Raw genomic sequence first — 18,600 nt, 5'->3', positions numbered from 1 at the left:
CCGTCCTTGCGGGCCTCTGGCCCGCTTCCCCGGAGGGCCCTTGACCAACAAAAGCAAGTGGACCGAAGACGACGCCCGGTGGCTCAAGGCCAACTACGGGCGCATGGACTCCCAGACGCTCTCGCGCAAGCTGGGCCTCTCACTCGAGGATCTCGGGAAGAAGGTCAAGCAGCTCAAGCTCGTCGCACACGAGCCCGACAAGACGCGCAAGGCGCCGGCATCGCTCAAGGAAGCGGTGCGCGAGTCGTCCGCGACGCGCAAGGAGTACGAGAAGGCCATCGACCTCTTCCACAGGCGGCACTTCGACGAGGCGGCCCGGAAGTTCGAGGACCTCATCGTGAAGCATCCCGACGAGAAGGAATTCCTCGACCGCGCGCGCATGTACCTGACGGCGTGCCGCAACGGGAAGAAGGGCAAGGCCTCCGCCGGGGACAGTCCGGAGGAGATCTACCACGCCGCCGTGTTCGAGAAGAACCGCGGCAACGTCGAGAAGGCCCTCGAGCTGCTCAAGAAAAACGCGGGCAAGAAGGACGGAGACGGGCGCGGCCACTACCTCGCGGCGTGCTGCTTCGCGCTGCAGGGGGACGCCGAGCAGGCGCTCCAGGCGCTCAAGAGGGCGATCGCGGCCGACGACCAGAATCGCATCCAGGCGCGCCTCGAGGCGGACCTCTCGGTCCTGCGCGGCACGCAGGGGTTCACGGAGCTCGTCGCGGGAGGCGTGTGACCTCCGTCGTCCTCCTGGCCGCAGGCCGCGGCGTGAGGATGAGGTCGTCGCGGCCGAAGGTGCTCCACGAGGCGGCGGGCCGGCCGCTCCTCGACCGCGCGCTCGACACGGCGTTCGCCGTCGCGGGCGATCCCGCGAAAGTCGTCGTCGTGATTTCGAAGAAGGACGCGGAAAGAGATTCTTCGAATGAAAGAGCGACGGTCGGCGCTTTTCTCGCGGCGAATCATCCTCGGGTGAGGATCGCGATCCAGGATCCCCCGCGCGGCACGGGCGACGCGGTGCGCGCCGCGGCCGCCGCGGGCGCGTTCGGCAAGGCGAAGACGGTCGTCGTGCTGTCGGGCGACGTGCCGCTCCTCGAGGCAGGCGCGGTGAAGGCGCTCGTCGACGCGCTCGCCAAGGACAAGAAGGCCGCGGTCGCCGTCCTGACGGCGACGCTCGCGAACCCCACGGGCTACGGGCGCATCGTGCGGGACAAGAAGAAGTCCTTTGTTCGGATAAGAGAAGAGAAAGATTCTTCGAGTCGTGAGAAGAAGATTTCCGAGATCAACACCGGGACGTATGCGTTCGACCGTGCATTTCTGGATAAGTCCCTTCCCCTCCTCACCTCAAAGAACTCCCAATCCGAGTTCTATCTCACGGACGTGCTCTCGCTCGCGCTGAAGGCAAAGCGCAAGGTGGTCACGGTCTCCGGCGATCCCGCGGCGGCGCTGGGGGTCAACTCTCGCGAGGACCTCGCCGTCGTGGACCGGCTCCTCCGCGAGCGGGCCGCCGTCGCGGCGATGCGCGGCGGGGCGACGATCCTGCGCCCCGAGACGGTCACGCTGGACGAGACCGTCGTCCTCGAGCCGGACACGACGATCGAGCCCTTCGTGACGCTCCTCGGGAGGACGCGGGTGGGCCCCGGGACCGTCATCGGCCAGGGCTGCGTGGTCCGCGACAGCGTGTTCGGGAAGAACGTGGCCGTGAAGCCCTACTCCGTCATCGAGTCTGCCGTCGTGGGCGACGGCTGCATCGTCGGGCCGTTCGCGCGCTTGCGCGAGGGGACGGATCTCGCCGCCGGCGTCCACGTCGGGAACTTCGTCGAGACGAAGAAGGCGAAGCTTCACGCGGGCGTCAAGGCGAACCACCTGACGTACCTGGGCGACACGGAGATCGGCCCGCGCACGAACGTGGGCGCGGGCGTCATCACGTGCAACTACGACGGCTTCGCGAAGCACCGGACGACGATCGGCGCGGACGTGTTCGTCGGGTCGGACGTGCAGCTCGTCGCGCCCGTGACGGTCGGTGACGGCGCGATCATCGGGGCCGGCACGACGGTCACGGAGGACGTCCCGAAGGACGCCCTCGCCGTCGCCCGCGTCCCGCAGAGGAACCTCGAGGGCGGCGGCGCGGCCTACCGGGCGCGGAAGAAGAAGAGCTGACGCGATGTGCGGCATCGTGGGCTACGTCGGCCCGCGCGAGGCGACGCCGATTCTGCTCGACGGGCTGAAGCGCCTCGAGTACCGCGGCTACGACTCGGCCGGCATCGCGGTCGTCGGGGACGACGGCCAGGTGCGCGTCGCCCGGAGCGAGGGCAAGCTCGGGAACCTGACGGAAAAGATCGCGAGCGCGCCGCCCCCCGGCCGGTTCGGCATCGGGCACACGCGCTGGGCGACGCACGGCCGACCGTCCGAGGAGAACGCCCACCCGCATCGCGACGCGAGCGGCCGGATCGTCGTCATCCACAACGGGATCATCGAGAACTTCCTGCCGCTCAAGCAGGGCCTGCAGAAGGCGGGCGTGGAATTCCTGTCCGAGACGGACACGGAGGTCGTCGCTCACGCGCTCGCGGCGGCGCGCCGCGCCTCGCCGGGCAAGCCCTTCGCCACGGTCGTGCGCGAGACGGTGTCGGGCCTCAGGGGCATGTACGCGCTCGTCCTCTTCTCGGCCGACGAGCCGGGCGTCCTCTACGCGCTCAAGTGGGGGCCGCCGATCGTCCTCGGCATCGGAAAGGGCGAGAACTTCGTCGCGTCGGACGCGACGGCGCTCCTCCCGCACACGCGTGACCTGATCTTCCTCGAGGACGGGGACCTCGCGCGGATCACGGCCGACGCCGTCACCGTGACCGGCTTCGACGGAACGCCGCGGGAGAGGCCCGCGAGCCGCGTGCCGTGGGACGCGGTCTCGGCCGAGAAGGGCGGCTACCCGCACTTCATGGCCAAGGAGATCGCCGAGCAGCCGACGGTCGTCGTCGAGACGATCGGCAACAAGCTCTCGCTCGAGACGGGCCTCTTCAACGAGGAGGAGATGGGCGTCCCGAAAGCGCTCCTCCGCGAGATCGACCGCATCCAGATCGTGGCCTGCGGCACGAGCTGGCACGCCGGCCTCGTCGCGAAGTTCCTGCTGGAGGAGATCGCGCGCGTCAGGACCGACGTGGACTACGCGTCCGAGTTCCGTTACCGCGCGCCGCTCGTCGACGCGCGGACGCTCGTCGTCGGGATCTCGCAGTCGGGCGAGACGGCCGACACGGTCGCGGCCCTCAAGGAGGCGAAGGCGCTCGGCGGCCGGACGGTCGGCGTCGTGAACGTGCCCGGCTCGGCGATCGCGCGTCTCGTGGACGGCGTCCTCGCGACGCACGCGGGGCCGGAAGTCGGGGTCGCCTCGACGAAGGCGTTCACGACGCAGCTCGTCGCGCTCGTCCTCTTCGCGCTTTACGTGAGGGCCGTGCGGTCGGGCGGGAAGGGCCAGGAGACGCCCGTCGACGAGGACTTCCTGACGGCGCTCGCGCGCCTCCCGGCGGCGCTCCGCGAGACGCTCGCGCTCGAGCCCGCGATCGAGAAGCTCTCCGCCCGGTTCGAGAAGGTCTCCCACGCGCTCTTCCTCGGGCGCGGCGCGCACTACCCGATCGCGCTCGAGGGCGCGCTCAAGCTCAAGGAGATCTCGTACATCCACGCCGAGGGCTATCCCGCCGGCGAGATGAAGCACGGGCCGATCGCGCTCATCGACGAGGCGATGCCGATCGTCGGGATCGCGCCCATGGACGCGCTCTACGAGAAGACGGCGTCGAACCTCCGGGAGGTCAAGGCGCGCGCGGGAATCCTCTTCGCGCTCGTGAATCCCGGCGACGCGGACGTCTCGACGTTCGCGGACGAGGTTCTCGTGATGCCGAAGGTCCACCCGGCACTCCAGCCCGTCGTCTCCGTCGTCCCGCTCCAACTCCTCGCGTACCACGTCGCCCGCCGCCGCGGCTGCGACGTCGACCAGCCCCGCAACCTCGCGAAGTCCGTCACGGTGGAGTGACGCCCCGCCGCGTCAGCGCGGCAGGATGGTCCGCGGGTCGTTCGTGACGTTGTCGATGACGGAGGCGTAGGCCGCGACGAGGCCCCCGGGGGTCGGCGTCGAGACGGAGATGCGGCCGAGATTGACCGATGCTCCCGCGAGCGCCCACCCGACGCCACCGATCTGCGTCGCGCTGAGGGGAAAGAGGTTCACGTCGCGCGAACCGAGAAGGGCGCCGCTTACGTCGAAGAGCCCCACGTGGACGGTGACAAATAACTCGGTGGCATTCGAAAGGACGAGGTTCGTCCGGAATTGGGAGTCGTCGCGGACCGGAACGATGGACCGTGGCGCGGCGCCGATGAGGTCGGCCGCACGCACCACGGCGACGGTCTGGCCGACCGTCCCGCCCCCGGCGGTCGGCGTCGAGGTTTCCGCCGTGACGGCAATGCTCCGCGAAGTGGTAGTAATGTGGATCGGTCCCCAGGAGGGGCCCTGGCCCGAGCGGGTCGCGAATCGTCAAGGTCTCGCCTGCGGAAACGGCTCTGACCCAGTTGATGGCGCCGCCTGACGAGGCGAAGCACCTGAAGTAGGTGGTTGCGTCAGAGGTCCAAGCGTTTGCAAGCGTCAGGTCAGTTGTCCAGTGGCTACCACCGCTGCCGAAGGTCGACGCGGCGGACTGTATGAGCCACGGTCCTGGCGTAGAGGGGCTGACATCCTGCGGCAGGAGTGTGCGTGGGTCATTCGTGACGTTGTCGATGATGGAGGCATAGGCCGCGACGAGGCCGCCGGGCGTGGGCGTCGAAACCGCGATGCGACCCGCGTCGAGCGTCGCCGCGCCGAGGGCCGAGGCGACGCGGTTGATTTGCGTCATGCCGAGGGGCGGGAGGTCGATGTTGCGCGAGCCGATCTGCGTTCCGTCGGCCGCATACAGGACGACGTGAGCCGTGAGCGGCGCCTCGGTGGCGTTCGAGAGGACGAGGTTCGTGCGGAAGGAGGTGTTCTCGCGGATGGGCACGAGCGTCCTCGGCGTCGCGCCCGCAAAGTCGGCGGGGCCGAACGCCGGGAGAGCCTGGCCCACAGTGCCGCCGCTGGGGCTCGAAGTTGAGGTCTCGCTCTGGAGAAACACCGACGGCGACGACGAGGTCACGAGGATCGCGCCATAGTCCTCGGGAAACCACAGCGACGACCACAAGTTGGGGGCGACGATCTCACCAGCACGAACGACGTACGTGAACTCGGGGCCCCCGCGTCCGTCCGCGTCGTGGCCGAGCCATTTGAGCTTGACCGTGGCGTCGGTTGCTCCGGGGTTGGACAGCCAGATCTGCGTCGACCACCAGATGCCTCCGGCCCCGTGGACCCAGGCGGCGGACGGGAGGATCGACGAGGTCAGCGTAGCGGGTGCTGTCGTCGCATAGACATCGTCCGCGATCGCGTCGACGTAGCCGGACCCGTAGTACCCGACCCCAACGGAGCTAGCGGTGACACTGACGCGCATCGAGCGGCTGCCGGGTGACGAGAGGACCGCCGCGGAGGCCGGCAACCAGAGGCCCTGCGAGCTCATTTCGGGGTAGCCGACGAGTCCGGAGGACGTTGCCTGCGCGGAGCCGAGCTGGGACCCGCCGCAGGCTGGCGAGTCGAAGAACGCGACGTCGACGGACGCGCTCGATTCCCCGAACTGACGGGTCGTCAGGAACTTCGCGCCGAAGGAGACGAGGCGGCCTGCCGACGTGTCGAAGCACTGATCCAGCGAAAGCTGCGCGATCTGGTGGTATCCCGTCGTCGCATGGAGCGCAAGCCCGCCGGATGCCGCGCTGCCCGTCGCATCGGTCGCCGTCCAAGTCGCGGAAGCGTCCCCGTGCGTCGGGTCGGGATACGAGTAGGTCCGGGGCGTCCAGCCCGCGACGTCCCGGTCGAACCCGGGATTCACGAGGATGTTCTGCGAAAGGGCGGGAGCGGCGAAGAGGAGAAGGAGAAGAGAGAGGGGAAAGAGCCCGCGAAGGGTTCGCCGGCGGATGTGCATGACGGTCCTCGGTCCTTAGGAAGTGCCCGCCGATTCGGCCACCTTTCTAAGAATTCTTCTCTTCGACCTCCGGCGCCATGAGCAACCTGCACGGGCCCAGCGCCTGCGCTACCATCGCGCCCCTTGGTCGCCCGCCCGGAAGATCTCCTCGAAGGCCTCAATCCCGAACAGGCCGCCGCCGTCTCGCACGGCGAAGGGCCGCTCCTCGTCCTCGCGGGGGCCGGCTCGGGGAAGACGCGCGTCCTGACGCGCCGCCTCGCGTGGCTCGTCGCGCACGGCGTCCCGCAGGAGGGGATCGTCGCGGTCACGTTCACGAACAAGGCCGCCGGCGAGATGAAGGAGCGCGTCGCGAACCTCCTCGGCACCGAGCGCCCGCGCTCGTACGTCGGGACGTTCCACTCCTGGGGCGTGCGCCTTCTGCGCCGTTTCGCGGACGAGGCGGGCCTCCCGCGCGGCTTCGTCGTCTTCGACTCTGACGACCAGCTCGCCGTCGTCAAGCGCGTCATGAAGGAGGTCGCGATTCCGGAGAAGTCGGCGACCCCGCGCCAGATCCAGTCGAAGATCTCCGCGGCCAAGAACGAGGGCATCTCCCCGGACGACTTCCCGCGCCGCTTCGGCGACTTCCTCGGCTCGCGCCTCGCGGACGTGGCGCGCCGCTACGAGAAGACGCTCCGGGCGTCGCAGGCCCTCGATTTCGACGACCTCCTCGTCCTCTCGGCGAAGCTCGTCGGGTCGAACGAGAAGGTGCGCGATCTCCTCCGCCGCAGCATCCGGCACCTCCTCGTCGACGAGTACCAGGACACGAACCGCGTCCAGGCGAAGCTCGTGAAGCTCGTTACGGGCGAGGCCGGGAACCTCTTCGTCGTGGGCGACGAGGACCAGTCCATCTACCGCTGGCGCGGGGCGGACGTCTCGAACATCCTGGAGTTCACGCGCGACTTCCCGACGGCGAAGACGGTCCGCCTCGAGCGCAACTACCGCTCGACGGCGCCGATCCTGAAGGCCGCGGGCGCCGTCGTCGCCGAGAACAAACGCCGACTCGGGAAGACGCTCAAGGCCACGAAGACGGGCGGGGAGAAGGTGCGGCTCGTGGCGTTCGACGAGGAGCGCGACGAGGCCCGCGAGATCGTCGCGCGTGTCGCCGCGGCGCGGCGCGCCCGGCCGCAGGGCGAAGTGGCGGTCCTCTTCCGCACGAACGCGCAGTCCCGTCCGTTCGAAGACGAGCTTCTGCGCGGGAACCTGCCGTACATCCTCGTCGGCGGGACGAAGTTCTACGAGCGGGCCGAGATCAAGGATCTCCTCGCGTACCTGCGGCTTGCGCGGAACCCGGCGGACGGGGTTTCATTCCGCCGGGTCGTGAACGTGCCGGCGCGCGGCGTGGGCGCGGCGACGCTGGAGGCGCTCGAGGCCCACGCGGCGGAGAAGGACCTCTCACTCCTCGCGGCTCTCGACGAGCTGCCCTCCGGCATGACGGAGCGGGCGCGGAAGGCTCTGACCGAGTTCCGGGACCTCGTGAAGCGCCTCGCGGAGTTCGGCTCGGCGGAGAACACCGGCGCGGCAGCGGTGATGGCGTTCGCGCTGGAGGAGACGGGCCTCACGAAACTCTACGAGAACTCCCTCGACCCGCAGGACGAGGCCCGCCGCGAGAACCTCGACGAGCTCCTCGCGGCCGCCCGCGAGCACGAGCGCGCGGCGTCCTACGGCGGAGAGGGCGACGACCCGACGATCGCGGGCTTCCTCGACGCGGTGACGCTCCGGGCCGACGCCGACGAGGCCGACGAGAAGAAGGGAATCCTCCTCATCACGCTCCACGCGGCCAAGGGACTGGAGTTCGACGACGTCTTCCTGGCGGGCGCCGAGGACGGCTCGCTCCCGCACGCCTCCTCGCGCGACGACGACGACCAGTTCGAGGAGGAGCGCCGCCTCGCGTACGTCGGGATGACGCGTGCCAAGGAGCGCCTCACGATCTCGTGGGTACGGCGCCGGATGGTGCGGGGCGAGTGGATGAGCCGCGACCGCTCTCCGTTCCTCGACGCGATCCCCGGGGAAGTCGTCCAGTACGAGGACATGACGTCTGGCTTCGGAGGGAGACCGGGGACGGGGACCGGGGATTCTGATTTCTTAGAAGGTAATAGGGGGAGGGGGTACGGCGGGCGGCAGCCTTACGGCGGCGGGGCGTTCGGTGGCCGAGGCGGCGCCTCGTCCGGCGGTTCGCTGTTTCCCGACTACGAGAACGAATCCCAGGAAATCTCCCCCCTCTTCACCTTCGAAGAAATCTCTCTTCGGCCGCCCCCCGATGCGGAACATCACCCCCGTCAGGGGGGTGATGAAGCGCACGCCGCCCCCGCCGACGGCTTCCGGCTTCCGGCGCGGGTCGAAGGTGCTGCACCCCGATTACGGAGTCGGGGTGGTTCTCACGGTCGAAGGCTCCGGCGACGCCGAAAAGCTGGTCGTCTACTTCGACCGGGCGGGCCGCAAGAAGTTCGTCGCGAAGTTCGCGAACCTGTCGCCGGTCTAGCCGGGATCTTTCGCCAGCGCTGCGACCGCCCTGCGGAGCTTGCCGTGCGCGTCGAAGAGGCGGACGAAATCCGACTCGCGCCGCCCGCCCTTGGCCCGGATCACGGCGGCGAGCGCGCGCCTTTCCGCCGCCGACCAGGCCCTTACGTTCGGCAGGATCGAGACGAGCGGCGCCCAGCGCCGGAAGGCGAGGCGCTCGGCCGGCGTCCACGCGTTCGTGCGCGCGCCGAGCAGGCGCGCCGCCTCCGCCGTCAGGACCGCCTCCGCCCTCTCGCGATCCGACCCGAAACGCGCGGCCACCATGTCGACGACGCGCAGGCCCACGTTCGGCAGCTCGACGAGGCCGATCGCGTCGCTGCGTTCCCGTCCGCCGAACCAGTAGAGGTTTTCCGAGGCGAGGACCTTCAGGTCCGGGAGGGACGTGCGGTGCTTCGGGTCCGCGGCCATCCGCCGCTCTTCTGCCTCCATGAGAGCCACGGCGCGCGGGGCGCGGGGCGCAAAGCCGAGCTTGCGGTAGAACCACCACGCGCCCGACTGAAGCGCCTCGGGGTTGCCGTAACCACCGAGCTGGTACGGAAAGATCGTGAAGACGTCCGAGCCGAAGAGGGCGCGCGACATCGAGAGGACCTTGCCGTAGACGAGGCCCGACTCACCGCCGCGGAACGACTCGAAGACGTTGTAGGCGATCTCGGAGGAGCCGAAGAGAGCGCTCGTGAGGACGTAGCCGATCGGGACGCCGTTCTTCAGCGTCAGGAACCCGTAGACCGACTCGAGGAGCAGCCGGCGCTCGGGAACGACGCCGATCGCGGCGAACGACAGGCCGTCCGGATACGTCACGAGGCGGACGTCCTCCGGGTCGCCCCACTGGAAGGCATCGAGGTCCCGTGCCCTCGCGACCATGGCTTCCTTCGCGAGGTCGAGATAGCGCTCGGCGTCCCGGCGGGGGACTGCCTCGACGGAGAGCGGCGGCCGGGCGATCTCGCGGCGGACGTCGGGGCGTCCGCGGTCGAGGGGCGTGGTCTGGAAGACGACGGGCGCCGTCCGGATGCACGCGTTCGTGCGGGCGGGCGTGCCGGGGCCGGGCTCGAGGACGAGCGGCAGCTCGAGCCCCTCCCAGGCCGCCTCCTGCTCGAACGTTCCACGGCCCAGCCTGGAAAGGCGGCGGATGAGGAACGCGGCGTCGGTCTCCTGCGGCCCCTTGAGGCGCTTCACCCAGCCGCGCGTCCCGAGGTCGAGCTCGTCGAGGGCGGGCGTCTCGGCCCAGAGCGTGACGAGGGGGAGGAGGCGCTCGAGGGCGGCGCCCTTTTCGAACCGCCGCCAGTCCACGCGGAGATGTTTGCCCCAGCGCGCGGCGAGCCAGCGCGCGGTGCCGGCGAAGAAGGGGAAGCGCGTCTTCGTGCCCGCGATGCCGCTGTCTTCCAGCGCGGCGCGGTGACGAGCGAGGTCGGGCCGCCGGGCGAAGCGCGCGAGGAGAACCTCGGTCCGCGCGAGGACGGCCGCGTCGTCCGGATAAGCGCGCAGGAAGCACAGCGCCTCGTGCAGACGCTCGACCTGCCTGGCGGTGACGAGCCGGGCGCGCGAGACGACGTCCAGCGCCGCGAGCCGCCGGGCGGCGGCGGAGGGGCCCCGCTCGGTCCGCGCCGCTTCGAGGACGCCGAAGGCCTCGCGGGCGGTCACGCGCGCTCCTTCGCGGCGGGGCCGAGCGAGCGGCCCGCGAGGAGCGCGGCCGACTCCGCGTCTGCCCACGCGAGCTCCGTCTCGAGGAGGACGCGGCGCCGCCGCCGCGCGGCGGTCGTGCCGGTCGCCGCGCGCTTGAGCTCGTCGGCGAGGAGGCCGCGGTATTCCTGCAGGCGCCGCACGCGGTCGGGTGGGAGGCTGCGCTCGAGAAGGGCGAGCCGCGCGAGCGTCCCGTCGTGCGGGCGGGGGAGCGCGTAGGGCTCGGCGAGCCACTCCTTCAGCTCGCGGCGGCCGGACGGCGTCACGCGGTACTCCCTCCGCGGAGGTCCCTGCGGCGAGCGCCGCCGCTTGAGGGAGACGAAGCCGCCGCGCAGGAGACGACGCAGAGCCGGGTAGATCTGGGAGAGATCCGCGTCCCATCCGCGCGCGGGATCCTCGCCGAGGCGCCGCTTGAGGTCCCACCCGCTGGCCGGAGTCGTCGAGAGAAGACCCAGCAGGACGTGTGAGAGCGACATGCCGCGAGTATATGAGACTTCACATACCGCCGTGCAAAACCCGAGGAATACGCTGTGGAAATCTCGGGGTCCGGAAAACGCCAGGATGGCGTCCGGACAAAAAAATAAGGGGGCTGGTGTAGCCCCCGAATCCCGGAAATACCTTGGATTGGAATGGTTTGAAGTAACTAAGTTACTTCTTACCCTTCTTCGCCTTCTTGGTGCTCTTCTTAGCAGCTTTCTTCTTGGCCGGCATGGTTTCTGTCACCTCCTTACTGGCAGGTTTCGTTGACAGTGCCGGAAGCTGCATGCTAGGTTGTCCGCCCCTCGAAGGACGGGGACTAGCGCTTCCGGATTCTGTCGACTGCCCTGAGTCACTTGAGAGTCGATCGATTTCAAAAGATCTGGTTCCCGTGAGACGGCATCGTGAATCGATCACGGCGCCGTCTCTTTTTTTCTGCTGAGTGAATTGTATAGAGCCTCGACGGCACGAATCAAGAATTTTTTTCTTGACGGACGAAGTTTTTTTCACCCGCTCGTTTGCCGCCTCGCCGGGGGTCTCGCGCGCATCCGGGCTAGGATCGCGCGCGGAGAGAATCGGAGACCTCACATGACGGACGCACTCGTTCTCGCTCACTCGCCCGACTCCGACGACGCGTTCATGTTCTACGGACTGCGCGCGAACGCCGTGGACACCGAGGGCGTCACCTACACGCACACGCTCGCCGACATCGAGACGCTCAACCGGCGCGCTCTCTCGGGCGAGCTCGCGATCACGGCCGTGTCGTTCCACGCCTACGCGTACCTCGCGGACCGCTACCTGCTCCTTCCGCACGGCGCGTCGTTCGGCGACGGTTACGGCCCCTGCGTCGTCGCGCGGCGCGAGGGCGGGCCGCGCACGCTCGCCGACCTGGCCGGAAAGCGCGTGGCGGTTCCGGGGAAGCTCACGTCCGCCGCGATGTGCCTCTCGCTCTACGCGAAGGATGCGACGCCCGTCGTGATGGCCTTCGACAAGGTCGGCGACGCCGTGAACGCCGGCGAGGTGGACGCGGGCGTCGTGATCCACGAGGGCCAGCTCACCTGGAAGGACGAGGGCTTCCACCTCGTGGCCGACTTCGGCGTCGTCTGGAAGGAGGAGACGGGCCTTCCGCTCCCCCTCGGAGGCAACGCCGTCCGCCGCGACCTCGGGCCCGAGCTCATCGCGCGGGTCTCCCGCGCCCTCGGGCGCTCGATCGAGTACGCCCTCCTCCACCGCGAGGACGCCCTCACGGACGCGATGCGCTTCGCGCGCGGCCTCCCGCGCGAGAAGGCCGACCGCTTCGTCGGGATGTACGTGAACGACTGGACGCGCTCCTACGGGCCGAGGGGCCGGGAGGCCGTGCGCCTCTTCCTCAGGCGCGGCCACGACGCCGGGATCCTTCCGACGCTCGTCGAGCCGGAGTGGGTGGCGGAGGGTTGAGGGCGTGACGAAGCGGACGCGAGTTCTCGCCGGCGGCTTCCTCTTCCTGGCCGCCCTCTGGTGCGGGATGCTCGCGTTCTTCGGCGCCTTCGGCGCCCGGGTCGTCCTCGAGACGTCGCCGAGCCGCCACGCGGCGGGCGCCGTGAACAAGGTTCTCCTCGACGTGCTCGACGCGGCGACCCTGGGCTTCGCGCTTCTCCTCGGGCTCCTCCTCTTCCTGTGGAACCGCGCTCGCCCCTGGACCGCGGGCGCAAGGGGCTACGCCGTCCGCTTCCTCGCGATCGCGGCGGTGGCGGCCGCGGCGTCGCTCTTCGTCGTGACGCCCGAGATGATGGAGCGGCGCGCCCGCATGGGCCCGATCGACCTCGTCTCGAAGGAAGATCCCCTGCGCAAGGCCTGGGGGCGCCTCCACGGCGTCTCGTCGCTGACTCTCCTCGTGCGGATCCTCGCCTCGGCCGGCGTCTTCGCCGCGGGCTTCGGGCAGCTGCCGAAGGGCGACGCCTGAGGCTCTACGGGACGTTCTCGAGGAAGAACTCCGTCCAGCGCCGCTCGTACTCCGCCGGAAGGACGGCCTGCGGCTCGTCCGCGTGGTGGCAGTGCCCGCACGCGGGAACTCGCCAGAACGTCTTCGGCCCCGCGAGCGCCTCGTAGAGGCGCGGCGAAAAGCGGATCGGCACGAGTTCGTCCGTCTCGCCGTGGACGACGGTCGTCGGGCACGTCACGCGCCGGGCCGCCGCGACGGGGTCGGCCTGCGAGAGATCGAGCTTCTCCGTCCTCTCGATCCGGCGGACGAGGAGACGCACCGGCCCCTCGAGGAGGATGCGAGGCAATCCGGTCGCGCGGTGAAGGTAGTGGACGGCCATCGCGCGCAGGTCGCCGAACGGGGACTGGAGCCAGAGCGCCGCGGGCGTCCGCGCCGCCGCGAGCTGCAGCGCGAGGAGCGAGCCGAGAGAGCAGCCGTCGATCCCGAGGCGCGCGGCCTCGACGCCGAATCGCTCCCGCGCGAGGTCGAGGAGGAGCAGGAGGTCGTTCGTCTCGCGGATGCCGCACGTGATCCGCGCGCCCGTCGACGGCGGGTGGCCGCGCAGCTCGGGGACGAGCACGTTGAAGCCGAGCCTCAGCGAACGCACCGCGTCCTTCGTCCACTCGGCTCCGCCGCCGCCCTTGCCATGCAGGAAGAGGAGCGTCGGCCGCGTCTCGGGCCGTCCCGGCGAGGCGAAGAGGGTCACGAGGCGGGCGGGCTCCTCCGGGTCGCCGTCGTGCACGAGCATCTCCACGATGCCGGCGTCGCCCGCGGCGGCCGCCACGGCCATGCGGAACGCCTCCGTCGACGCGGTGACGGGCGCGAGGCCGACGGGTGAGAGGAGGATCTCCGCGAGCGATCGCATGCGCGGAGGCGAAGGCTCAGGAGGCCTTCGCGGCCTTCTTCTTCGCGCCGGTCTCCGCCCCGGCGCGGTACTCGGCGTTCTGCGGGTCGAGCTCGGCGGCGCGCTTCCAGGCGGCCGACGAGCCGGCGGCGTCGCCCGAAGCGCGGAGCGCCTGCGCGAGCGCGGCCTGCGCGGCCGCGTCCTCGCCCTGCGTGAGCTCCACGGCGCGGCGGGCCTGCTTGACGGCCTCCGGGCCGTCCTTGAGCGCGAGCGCGGCGCGCGAGGCGCGCGTCGAGAGGCCCGCGTCCAGCGCCCCGGCGCCGAGCTCGAGCGCGGAGGCCCAGGCCTTCTTCGCCTCGGCGGGGCGGCCCGCGGCGGCGTTCGCCTCCACGAGGTCGAGCTGGCGCTCGACGCGCACGCCCGGGGCGGCGCCGTTCTTCGTGGCGGCGTCGGCCGCGCGCTGGTACGCCGCGAGAGCCTCGGCCGTGCGGCCGGCCTTCTTCTCGGCGCCGCCCAGCGCGGCGAGGACGTCGGCGTTGTAGGGCCCGCCCTCGCCGACGGCGGCCAGCGTCTCGGCGGCCACCGAGCGGGCCGTCGCGACGTCGCCGCGCTTGCCGAGCGCCGTGACGTACGCCGCCGCGAAGAAGCCGCGGCGCGGGTCGGTGCCGAGGCGCGGGAGGAACGTCGCGATGAGGTCGCCGGTCTCGGGCGAGAAGTCGTCGTCGAGCGTTTCGATGGCGACGAGCTGCGCGAAGAGCTGGAAGACCTCCGGGCGCGAGAGCTCGCCCTCCTCCGAGACGACCCGCAGCGCGATCGGGCGCAGCCGCGCGCGGTCCCGCCGCAGCGCGAGGGCGCTTCCGAGGCGGATCCCTTCCTCGTGGTCCCACTTCGCCTTGAGCTTCGAGAGGCCGTCGAGGAGCGGCGTCTTCCCGCCGAGAACGGCCTCGCCGCCGCGCTGGAAGTCCGCGGCCTGGTAGGCGCCGACGAGGCGGTCGATCTCGTTCCCGTCGCCGTCGAGGAAGACGACTGTCGGGAAGGAAAAGGCCTGGTAGCGGGCGGAGACTTTCCGGCCCTCGCCCTTCTCGGCGTCGACGCGGGCAGGGACGACGAACTTCTTCGACCACGCGACGACGCTCGCGTCGGCGAACGTCGTCTTGTCCATGATCTTGCACGGGCCGCACCACGCGGCGACGACGTCGAGCATGACGGGCTTGCCTTCGGCCTTCGCGCGCTTCAGGACCTCGGCGAACGGTTTGCCTTCGACGAAGGGAACGTGGACACCGGCGGGTTTCGCGGTCTCGGCCCCGGCCAGCGGCAGCGGGGCGGCGAGCGCGGCGGCGAAGACGGGGGCGAGGAGGAACGAGGCAGGTCTCACCCGCGGATTCTGCCTCAGAAGCCGGGGCGGAAGGGGTCGATGGGCGGCGGCGGGGGATCCCCCGGGTACGTCACGGACTCGAGGAAGAGACCGGACGGCGGCGACGTCCAGGCGGCGCTCTTCGCCGTGCGCGTCGTCAGCATCTCCTTCACGTCCTTCACGCCGAGCCGTCCCGTGCCGACCTCCACGAGCGTCCCCGTCAGGCGGCGCACCATCTTCCAGAGGAAATGCGACGCGCCGATCCGGAAGATCAGGAGGTCGGGCGCCTCGGGCGGCGTCTCGAGGCGGGCGAACGCGACCTCGACGAGCGTCGAGTCGTGCCCCTCGGAGTTTTCGCAGAAGCTCCCGAAGTCGTGGCGGCCCGGGAAGAGGTCGGCGGCGGCCTGCATGGCCTTCGCGTCGAGGCGGTCCTTGATCCACCAGACGTAGCGCTTGCCGAACGCCGTGCGCCGCCGCGAGATGCGGTAGCGGTAGATGCGCTCGCCCGCGTCGTGGCGCGCATGGAACGTGCGGCCCGCGGGCTGGAGATTCAGGACGTGGATGTCCGGCGGGAGGCGGTCGTTGAGAGCCTGCCGGATTCTCCCGAGCTCGGAAGCGGGGGCCGTGAACGGGCCGTGGAGCGAGGCGACCTGCGCGAAGGCGTGAACGCCGGCGTCCGTGCGGCCCGCGCCGTTCACTTTGACGTCCTTGCCGAGGACGTCGCGGCAGGCGGCGTAGAGCTCTCCCTGAACCGTGCGGGCGTTCACCTGCGACTGCCAGCCGCGGTAGCGCCCGCCGTCGTACTCGAGGGTCGCGCGGAGGACGCTCGGGGCGGTCATGCCCCCATTGTCGCCTCGAACCCGTTATCCTGACGCTGCTCGTGACGAGCGAGACGCTGGAAGCCGCCCGCCCCTTCACGCGTGCCCGCGACGCCGGCGCCGAAGCGCGCGCGGCCGCGAGCCTGAGGGCGCTTCTCTCCGCCCTGAAGGACGCCGCCGGAGACGCGTGGGCCGGGGCCGCGCTCGGCGGGGCGCTGGGCCGCGGCGAGGGGGCGACGCTCGTCGGGCGCGACGGAAGCGGCCACCCGGCCGACCCGTTCGAGATCCTGGCCGTCCTCGACGCGCCGGTGCGCGAGGTCCCCGCGATCTCCCGCCGCCTCGCGAAGGCCGCCGCCGACGCCGCGCGTGCGCGGAAGATCCAGGCCTCCGTCGACGCCGTCGCGCGCCGCGCCCTCGCGCTCCTCCCGCCGACGCTCGCGAACATGGAGCTCCTCGCCGCCCGCCGCGTCGTGGACGGGCCGGAGGACCTCCTGCCGCCCTTCGCGGACGTCTTTCGCGGCGGACCCGACCGCTTCGAGGGCCTGCGCCTTCTCGCGCGGACGGGCGCTCACCTGCTCGCGGCCGAGCGCCTCGTGGACCGCTCGACGACCGGAACACGCGCACGGGAGGCGCTGCGCTTCGTGCAGGGCGCCGACCTCGCCTGTGGCGAGGCGGTCCTGATCTCGGCGGCGCGGTGGTCGCCGGGCGTCGCCGCGCGCGAGGCCGAGCTCAGATCGCTCGGCGCCGAGTCGCCGGACGGGCCGCGCCGCCCCGGCTTTCACGTGAGGATGAGCTGGACGCGGTTCAAGGACCTCGTGGAGAGGCACCGGGCCGCGGCGGCCGCGCTCCAGGCGCCCGCGGGCCCGGAGAACGTCGACGCCCGCCGCCAGGTCGCGCGCGCCGGGGACCGTTTCATGGAAGTCCTGCGCCTCTTCGAGGAAGAGCGTCTCGGCGTCGACCTGCCGAACTGGACGGAGTACGCGATCGCGCTCGCGCGGCGGCGCAGCGGGGCCGCGGTCTCCGAGCTCTTCGGCGAGGACGAGGAGATCGAGGATGCCGCGGGCGCCGGGCGCGTCGCGCGCAAGTCCGCGCGCACCTGGCCGCTCGCCGAACGCGTCGCGCCCGCGGCGGCGGCGCTCATCGACTGGGACCCGGGCGACCTGCCGATCGTGCCCGTCCTGCTGGACCTGCCGGACACGGCCTCGCGCGACGCGCTCCGCCAGCGCGCCATCGCGTGGGGCGAGACCGCCTGACGCCTAGAGGCGCGAGCGCCCGCGCGTGAGCGCGAGCGAGAAGTCGAGAAGCGTGTTCGTGCCGCGGACGGCGACACGCTTGAGGCGGAAGGGGTCGGACAGGTCGGGCGGGATGCCGCCGCGGATGACGGTGGCGGCGCGGTAGCCAGCGGCGCGCACGGCCTCGACGCTGCGTTCGTCGAACGCGCCGTACGGGTAGCAGAAGGAGACGACGGGCGCGCCGATCACGGCCTCGAGTGCCGCCTTGCTCCCGGCGACCTCGGCGGTGAGGTCGGCGTCCGAGAGCTCCGGCAGGGCCCGATGCGTGGCGCCATGGGAGCCGATCTCGATTCCGGCCGCATGGAGCGCGCGAACTTCGTCGGCCGAGAGGAGCGCGTCGCCCGGCGTCTCGCCGTCCCAGTCGTTGACGCCGCCGAGCTTTCCCGAGACGACGAAGACCGTGGCCGAGAAGCCGTGGGTCCCGAGGAGCGGGAGGGCGCTCGCGAGAACGCCCGCATAGCCGTCGTCGAACGTGAGGACCGCGCGCTTCCCGTCCGCCGAGGGGACGTCGAGGAGGTCGCGCAGCGCAGCGCCGCGATATCCGCGCCGCGCGAGGTGGGCGAGCTGGCGCGCGAAGTCTTCCGGGAGGACGCGCCAGTGGTTGAGCTTCGAGCCCCCGCGGTGCGGCCCGACCTCGTGGTACATGAGGATGGGCGTGCCGGGGCGCCTCGGACGCCACCAGTTGAAGCGCAGCGAGAGGCCGATCCCGGCGGCGAAGAGCGCGGCGGCGAGAGCGCCGTCCATCAGCGGAACCGCATGAGCGCCCGGATGCGCAGGACGGCCGTGTCCTCGACGCGGGCATTCGCGGGAGGCAGGCGTTCGCCGCGCGCGATGGCGTCCTCGAGCTCGCGGAGCTTGAGGTACTTGACCAGCGTGTTCGCGGACGAGAGGGCCGCGAACGTGAGGCCCGCGGTGCCGTCGAGGACCCCGAGCCTGAGGATCGCGCGGTCGAAAAACTCCCAGACGACGCGGACGGGGAGGAACGGCATGGCGCCCTTGCGGGCCGCCCACTTCGCCTCCGCGGCGAGCGTCGTGTAGCGGTCGAGCTTCTCGAGGTAGTGCGTGAGGTCGCGGTACGAGCGGTGGAGGATGGACTCGTCGAGGGCCTCGACGGGGCCGGTCGCGACGACTTTTTCGTGCACGGGGTCCTCGGAAAAGCGCGCGCGCGTGCGGTCGTAGAGGCGCGCCGGCCGCACCACCGTATCGCGCCCGAAGTGGAGCTCGCGCCCGAGGAACTCGAGCCGGATCGGGATGCGGAACGCGGCCGGCGGGCTCTTCTCCAAAACCGTGGCCGCGAGGCGGGAGCGGATCTCCACCGCCAGGGCGGGCGAGACGACCTCGTCGGCGTCGATCGAGAGGATCCAGCGGTGCGTGGCGAGCGCGGCGGCCGCGTTCTTCTGCGTCCCGAAGCCGTCGAACGCGCGGACGAGGACGTGCGCGCCGGCCGCCTCCGCGATCTCGGCGGTCTTGTCCGTCGTCGCGGAGTCGACGACGACGACGATCTCCTCGGCGAACGCCACGGCGGCGAGCGCCTCGGGGAGGCGGTCCTCCTCGTCGCGCGCGATCAGTGTGACCGTGAGGGGCGGACCGGCCGGCTCGGGCATCGGGGAAAGAGTATGG

At 71.0% G+C, this 18,600-nt stretch carries 17 protein-coding genes and 1 pseudogene; 9 read left to right on the top strand and 9 right to left on the bottom strand.

Annotated features, from left to right (window positions below):
* The first annotated feature begins 40 nt into the window (after positions 1 to 40).
* From IPL89_11790 to glmS, 3 genes are read left to right on the top strand one after another with little or no spacing between them, the layout of a single operon-like run.
* Positions 41 to 724, top strand: coding sequence for a tetratricopeptide repeat protein (locus tag IPL89_11790; protein MBK9063858.1), 684 nt, complete (start codon positions 41 to 43; stop codon positions 722 to 724).
* Positions 721 to 2,145, top strand: a complete 1,425-nt coding sequence (gene glmU, locus IPL89_11785) for a bifunctional UDP-N-acetylglucosamine diphosphorylase/glucosamine-1-phosphate N-acetyltransferase GlmU (protein ID MBK9063857.1) — start codon at positions 721 to 723, stop codon at positions 2,143 to 2,145. The genes IPL89_11790 and glmU overlap by 4 nt, the downstream gene beginning before the upstream one ends.
* Before the next feature lie 4 nt (positions 2,146 to 2,149).
* Positions 2,150 to 4,003 (top strand): glutamine--fructose-6-phosphate transaminase (isomerizing), encoded by a 1,854-nt coding sequence (glmS, locus tag IPL89_11780; protein ID MBK9063856.1) that lies wholly within the window; start codon positions 2,150 to 2,152, stop codon positions 4,001 to 4,003.
* Between the two features lie 12 nt (positions 4,004 to 4,015).
* Here the strand turns inward: glmS and IPL89_11775 are convergent, their stop codons facing one another.
* Positions 4,016 to 4,363 carry a hypothetical protein gene (locus IPL89_11775; protein MBK9063855.1) on the bottom strand — a complete coding sequence of 116 codons (348 nt, stop codon included), beginning with the start codon at positions 4,361 to 4,363 and terminating at the stop codon, positions 4,016 to 4,018.
* 563 nt (positions 4,364 to 4,926) lie between these two features.
* On the opposite strand from IPL89_11775, the gene IPL89_11770 reads away from it, so the two are divergent.
* Complete coding sequence (locus IPL89_11770; protein MBK9063854.1) at positions 4,927 to 5,145, top strand: hypothetical protein; 219 nt, start codon at positions 4,927 to 4,929, stop codon at positions 5,143 to 5,145.
* A 965-nt stretch (positions 5,146 to 6,110) separates the two neighbouring features.
* Here IPL89_11770 and IPL89_11765 read toward each other — a convergent pair.
* A complete protein-coding gene (locus IPL89_11765) occupies positions 6,111 to 6,779 on the bottom strand; it encodes a hypothetical protein (protein ID MBK9063853.1) in 669 nt (222 codons plus the stop codon).
* A gap of 48 nt (positions 6,780 to 6,827) precedes the next feature.
* Here IPL89_11765 and IPL89_11760 point away from each other — a divergent pair.
* Together IPL89_11760 and IPL89_11755 are read left to right on the top strand one after the other, a co-directional pair.
* Positions 6,828 to 7,982, top strand: a pseudogene (locus IPL89_11760) (UvrD-helicase domain-containing protein).
* Between the two features lie 346 nt (positions 7,983 to 8,328).
* Entirely contained in the window at positions 8,329 to 8,520 is a 192-nt protein-coding gene (locus tag IPL89_11755) for a hypothetical protein (GenBank protein MBK9063852.1), read from the top strand.
* Here the strand turns inward: IPL89_11755 and IPL89_11750 are convergent.
* Both IPL89_11750 and IPL89_11745 read right to left on the bottom strand, forming a co-directional pair.
* The gene (locus IPL89_11750; GenBank protein MBK9063851.1) at positions 8,517 to 10,196 is read right to left on the bottom strand and encodes a hypothetical protein; all 1,680 of its coding nucleotides are present in this window, start codon (positions 10,194 to 10,196) and stop codon (positions 8,517 to 8,519) included. The genes IPL89_11755 and IPL89_11750 overlap by 4 nt on opposite strands.
* Positions 10,193 to 10,711, bottom strand: coding sequence for a PadR family transcriptional regulator (locus tag IPL89_11745; protein ID MBK9063850.1), 519 nt, complete (start codon positions 10,709 to 10,711; stop codon positions 10,193 to 10,195). Before IPL89_11745 ends, IPL89_11750 begins: the two co-directional genes overlap by 4 nt.
* 589 nt (positions 10,712 to 11,300) lie before the next feature.
* Between IPL89_11745 and IPL89_11740 the strand changes: the two genes are divergently transcribed.
* Together IPL89_11740 and IPL89_11735 are read left to right on the top strand one after the other, a co-directional pair.
* On the top strand, positions 11,301 to 12,149 hold the full coding sequence (locus tag IPL89_11740; GenBank protein MBK9063849.1) for an ABC transporter substrate-binding protein: 849 nt from the start codon (positions 11,301 to 11,303) through the stop codon (positions 12,147 to 12,149).
* A 4-nt stretch (positions 12,150 to 12,153) separates the two neighbouring features.
* Complete coding sequence (locus IPL89_11735) at positions 12,154 to 12,654, top strand: DUF4149 domain-containing protein (GenBank protein ID MBK9063848.1); 501 nt, start codon at positions 12,154 to 12,156, stop codon at positions 12,652 to 12,654.
* A gap of 4 nt (positions 12,655 to 12,658) precedes the next feature.
* Here the strand turns inward: IPL89_11735 and IPL89_11730 are convergent, their stop codons facing one another.
* Genes IPL89_11730 through truA form a run of 3 tightly spaced genes read right to left on the bottom strand, consistent with a single transcriptional unit; the run spans position 12,659 to position 15,709 of the window.
* Positions 12,659 to 13,537, bottom strand: a complete 879-nt coding sequence (locus IPL89_11730; protein ID MBK9063847.1) for an alpha/beta hydrolase — start codon at positions 13,535 to 13,537, stop codon at positions 12,659 to 12,661.
* Between the two features lie 16 nt (positions 13,538 to 13,553).
* Positions 13,554 to 14,891, bottom strand: coding sequence for a thioredoxin family protein (locus tag IPL89_11725; GenBank protein ID MBK9063846.1), 1,338 nt, complete (start codon positions 14,889 to 14,891; stop codon positions 13,554 to 13,556).
* Between the two features lie 14 nt (positions 14,892 to 14,905).
* Positions 14,906 to 15,709, bottom strand: coding sequence for a tRNA pseudouridine(38-40) synthase TruA (truA, locus tag IPL89_11720; GenBank protein MBK9063845.1), 804 nt, complete (start codon positions 15,707 to 15,709; stop codon positions 14,906 to 14,908).
* Between the two features lie 41 nt (positions 15,710 to 15,750).
* On the opposite strand from truA, the gene IPL89_11715 reads away from it, so the two are divergent.
* Complete coding sequence (locus IPL89_11715) at positions 15,751 to 16,941, top strand: hypothetical protein (protein ID MBK9063844.1); 1,191 nt, start codon at positions 15,751 to 15,753, stop codon at positions 16,939 to 16,941.
* Positions 16,942 to 16,944: 3 nt separating this feature from the next.
* Here IPL89_11715 and IPL89_11710 read toward each other — a convergent pair whose 3' ends face one another.
* Together IPL89_11710 and IPL89_11705 are read right to left on the bottom strand one after the other, a co-directional pair.
* Complete coding sequence (locus tag IPL89_11710) at positions 16,945 to 17,724, bottom strand: polysaccharide deacetylase family protein (GenBank protein MBK9063843.1); 780 nt, start codon at positions 17,722 to 17,724, stop codon at positions 16,945 to 16,947.
* A complete protein-coding gene (locus IPL89_11705; protein MBK9063842.1) occupies positions 17,724 to 18,584 on the bottom strand; it encodes a glycosyltransferase family 2 protein in 861 nt (286 codons plus the stop codon). The genes IPL89_11710 and IPL89_11705 overlap by 1 nt, the downstream gene beginning before the upstream one ends.
* Between the last annotated feature and the right edge of the window lie 16 nt (positions 18,585 to 18,600).

The sequence above is a fragment of the Acidobacteriota bacterium genome (genome assembly GCA_016716715.1).
In the GTDB taxonomy this organism is placed as follows: Bacteria; Acidobacteriota; Thermoanaerobaculia; order UBA5066; family UBA5066; genus Fen-183.
Note: the sequence above shows the minus strand (reverse complement) of the source record. Positions and strands in the feature narration are given on the sequence as shown.

Coding starts and splice junctions, on each gene's coding strand:
- glmS (MBK9063856.1), top strand. CDS start 2,150: ATGTGCGGCATCGTGGGCTACGTCGGCCCGCGCGAGGCGACGCCGATT.
- IPL89_11705 (MBK9063842.1), bottom strand. CDS start 18,584: ATGCCCGAGCCGGCCGGTCCGCCCCTCACGGTCACACTGATCGCGCGC.
- IPL89_11745 (MBK9063850.1), bottom strand. CDS start 10,711: ATGTCGCTCTCACACGTCCTGCTGGGTCTTCTCTCGACGACTCCGGCC.
- IPL89_11730 (MBK9063847.1), bottom strand. CDS start 13,537: ATGCGATCGCTCGCGGAGATCCTCCTCTCACCCGTCGGCCTCGCGCCC.
- IPL89_11740 (MBK9063849.1), top strand. CDS start 11,301: ATGACGGACGCACTCGTTCTCGCTCACTCGCCCGACTCCGACGACGCG.
- IPL89_11755 (MBK9063852.1), top strand. CDS start 8,329: ATGAAGCGCACGCCGCCCCCGCCGACGGCTTCCGGCTTCCGGCGCGGG.
- truA (MBK9063845.1), bottom strand. CDS start 15,709: ATGACCGCCCCGAGCGTCCTCCGCGCGACCCTCGAGTACGACGGCGGG.
- IPL89_11710 (MBK9063843.1), bottom strand. CDS start 17,724: ATGGACGGCGCTCTCGCCGCCGCGCTCTTCGCCGCCGGGATCGGCCTC.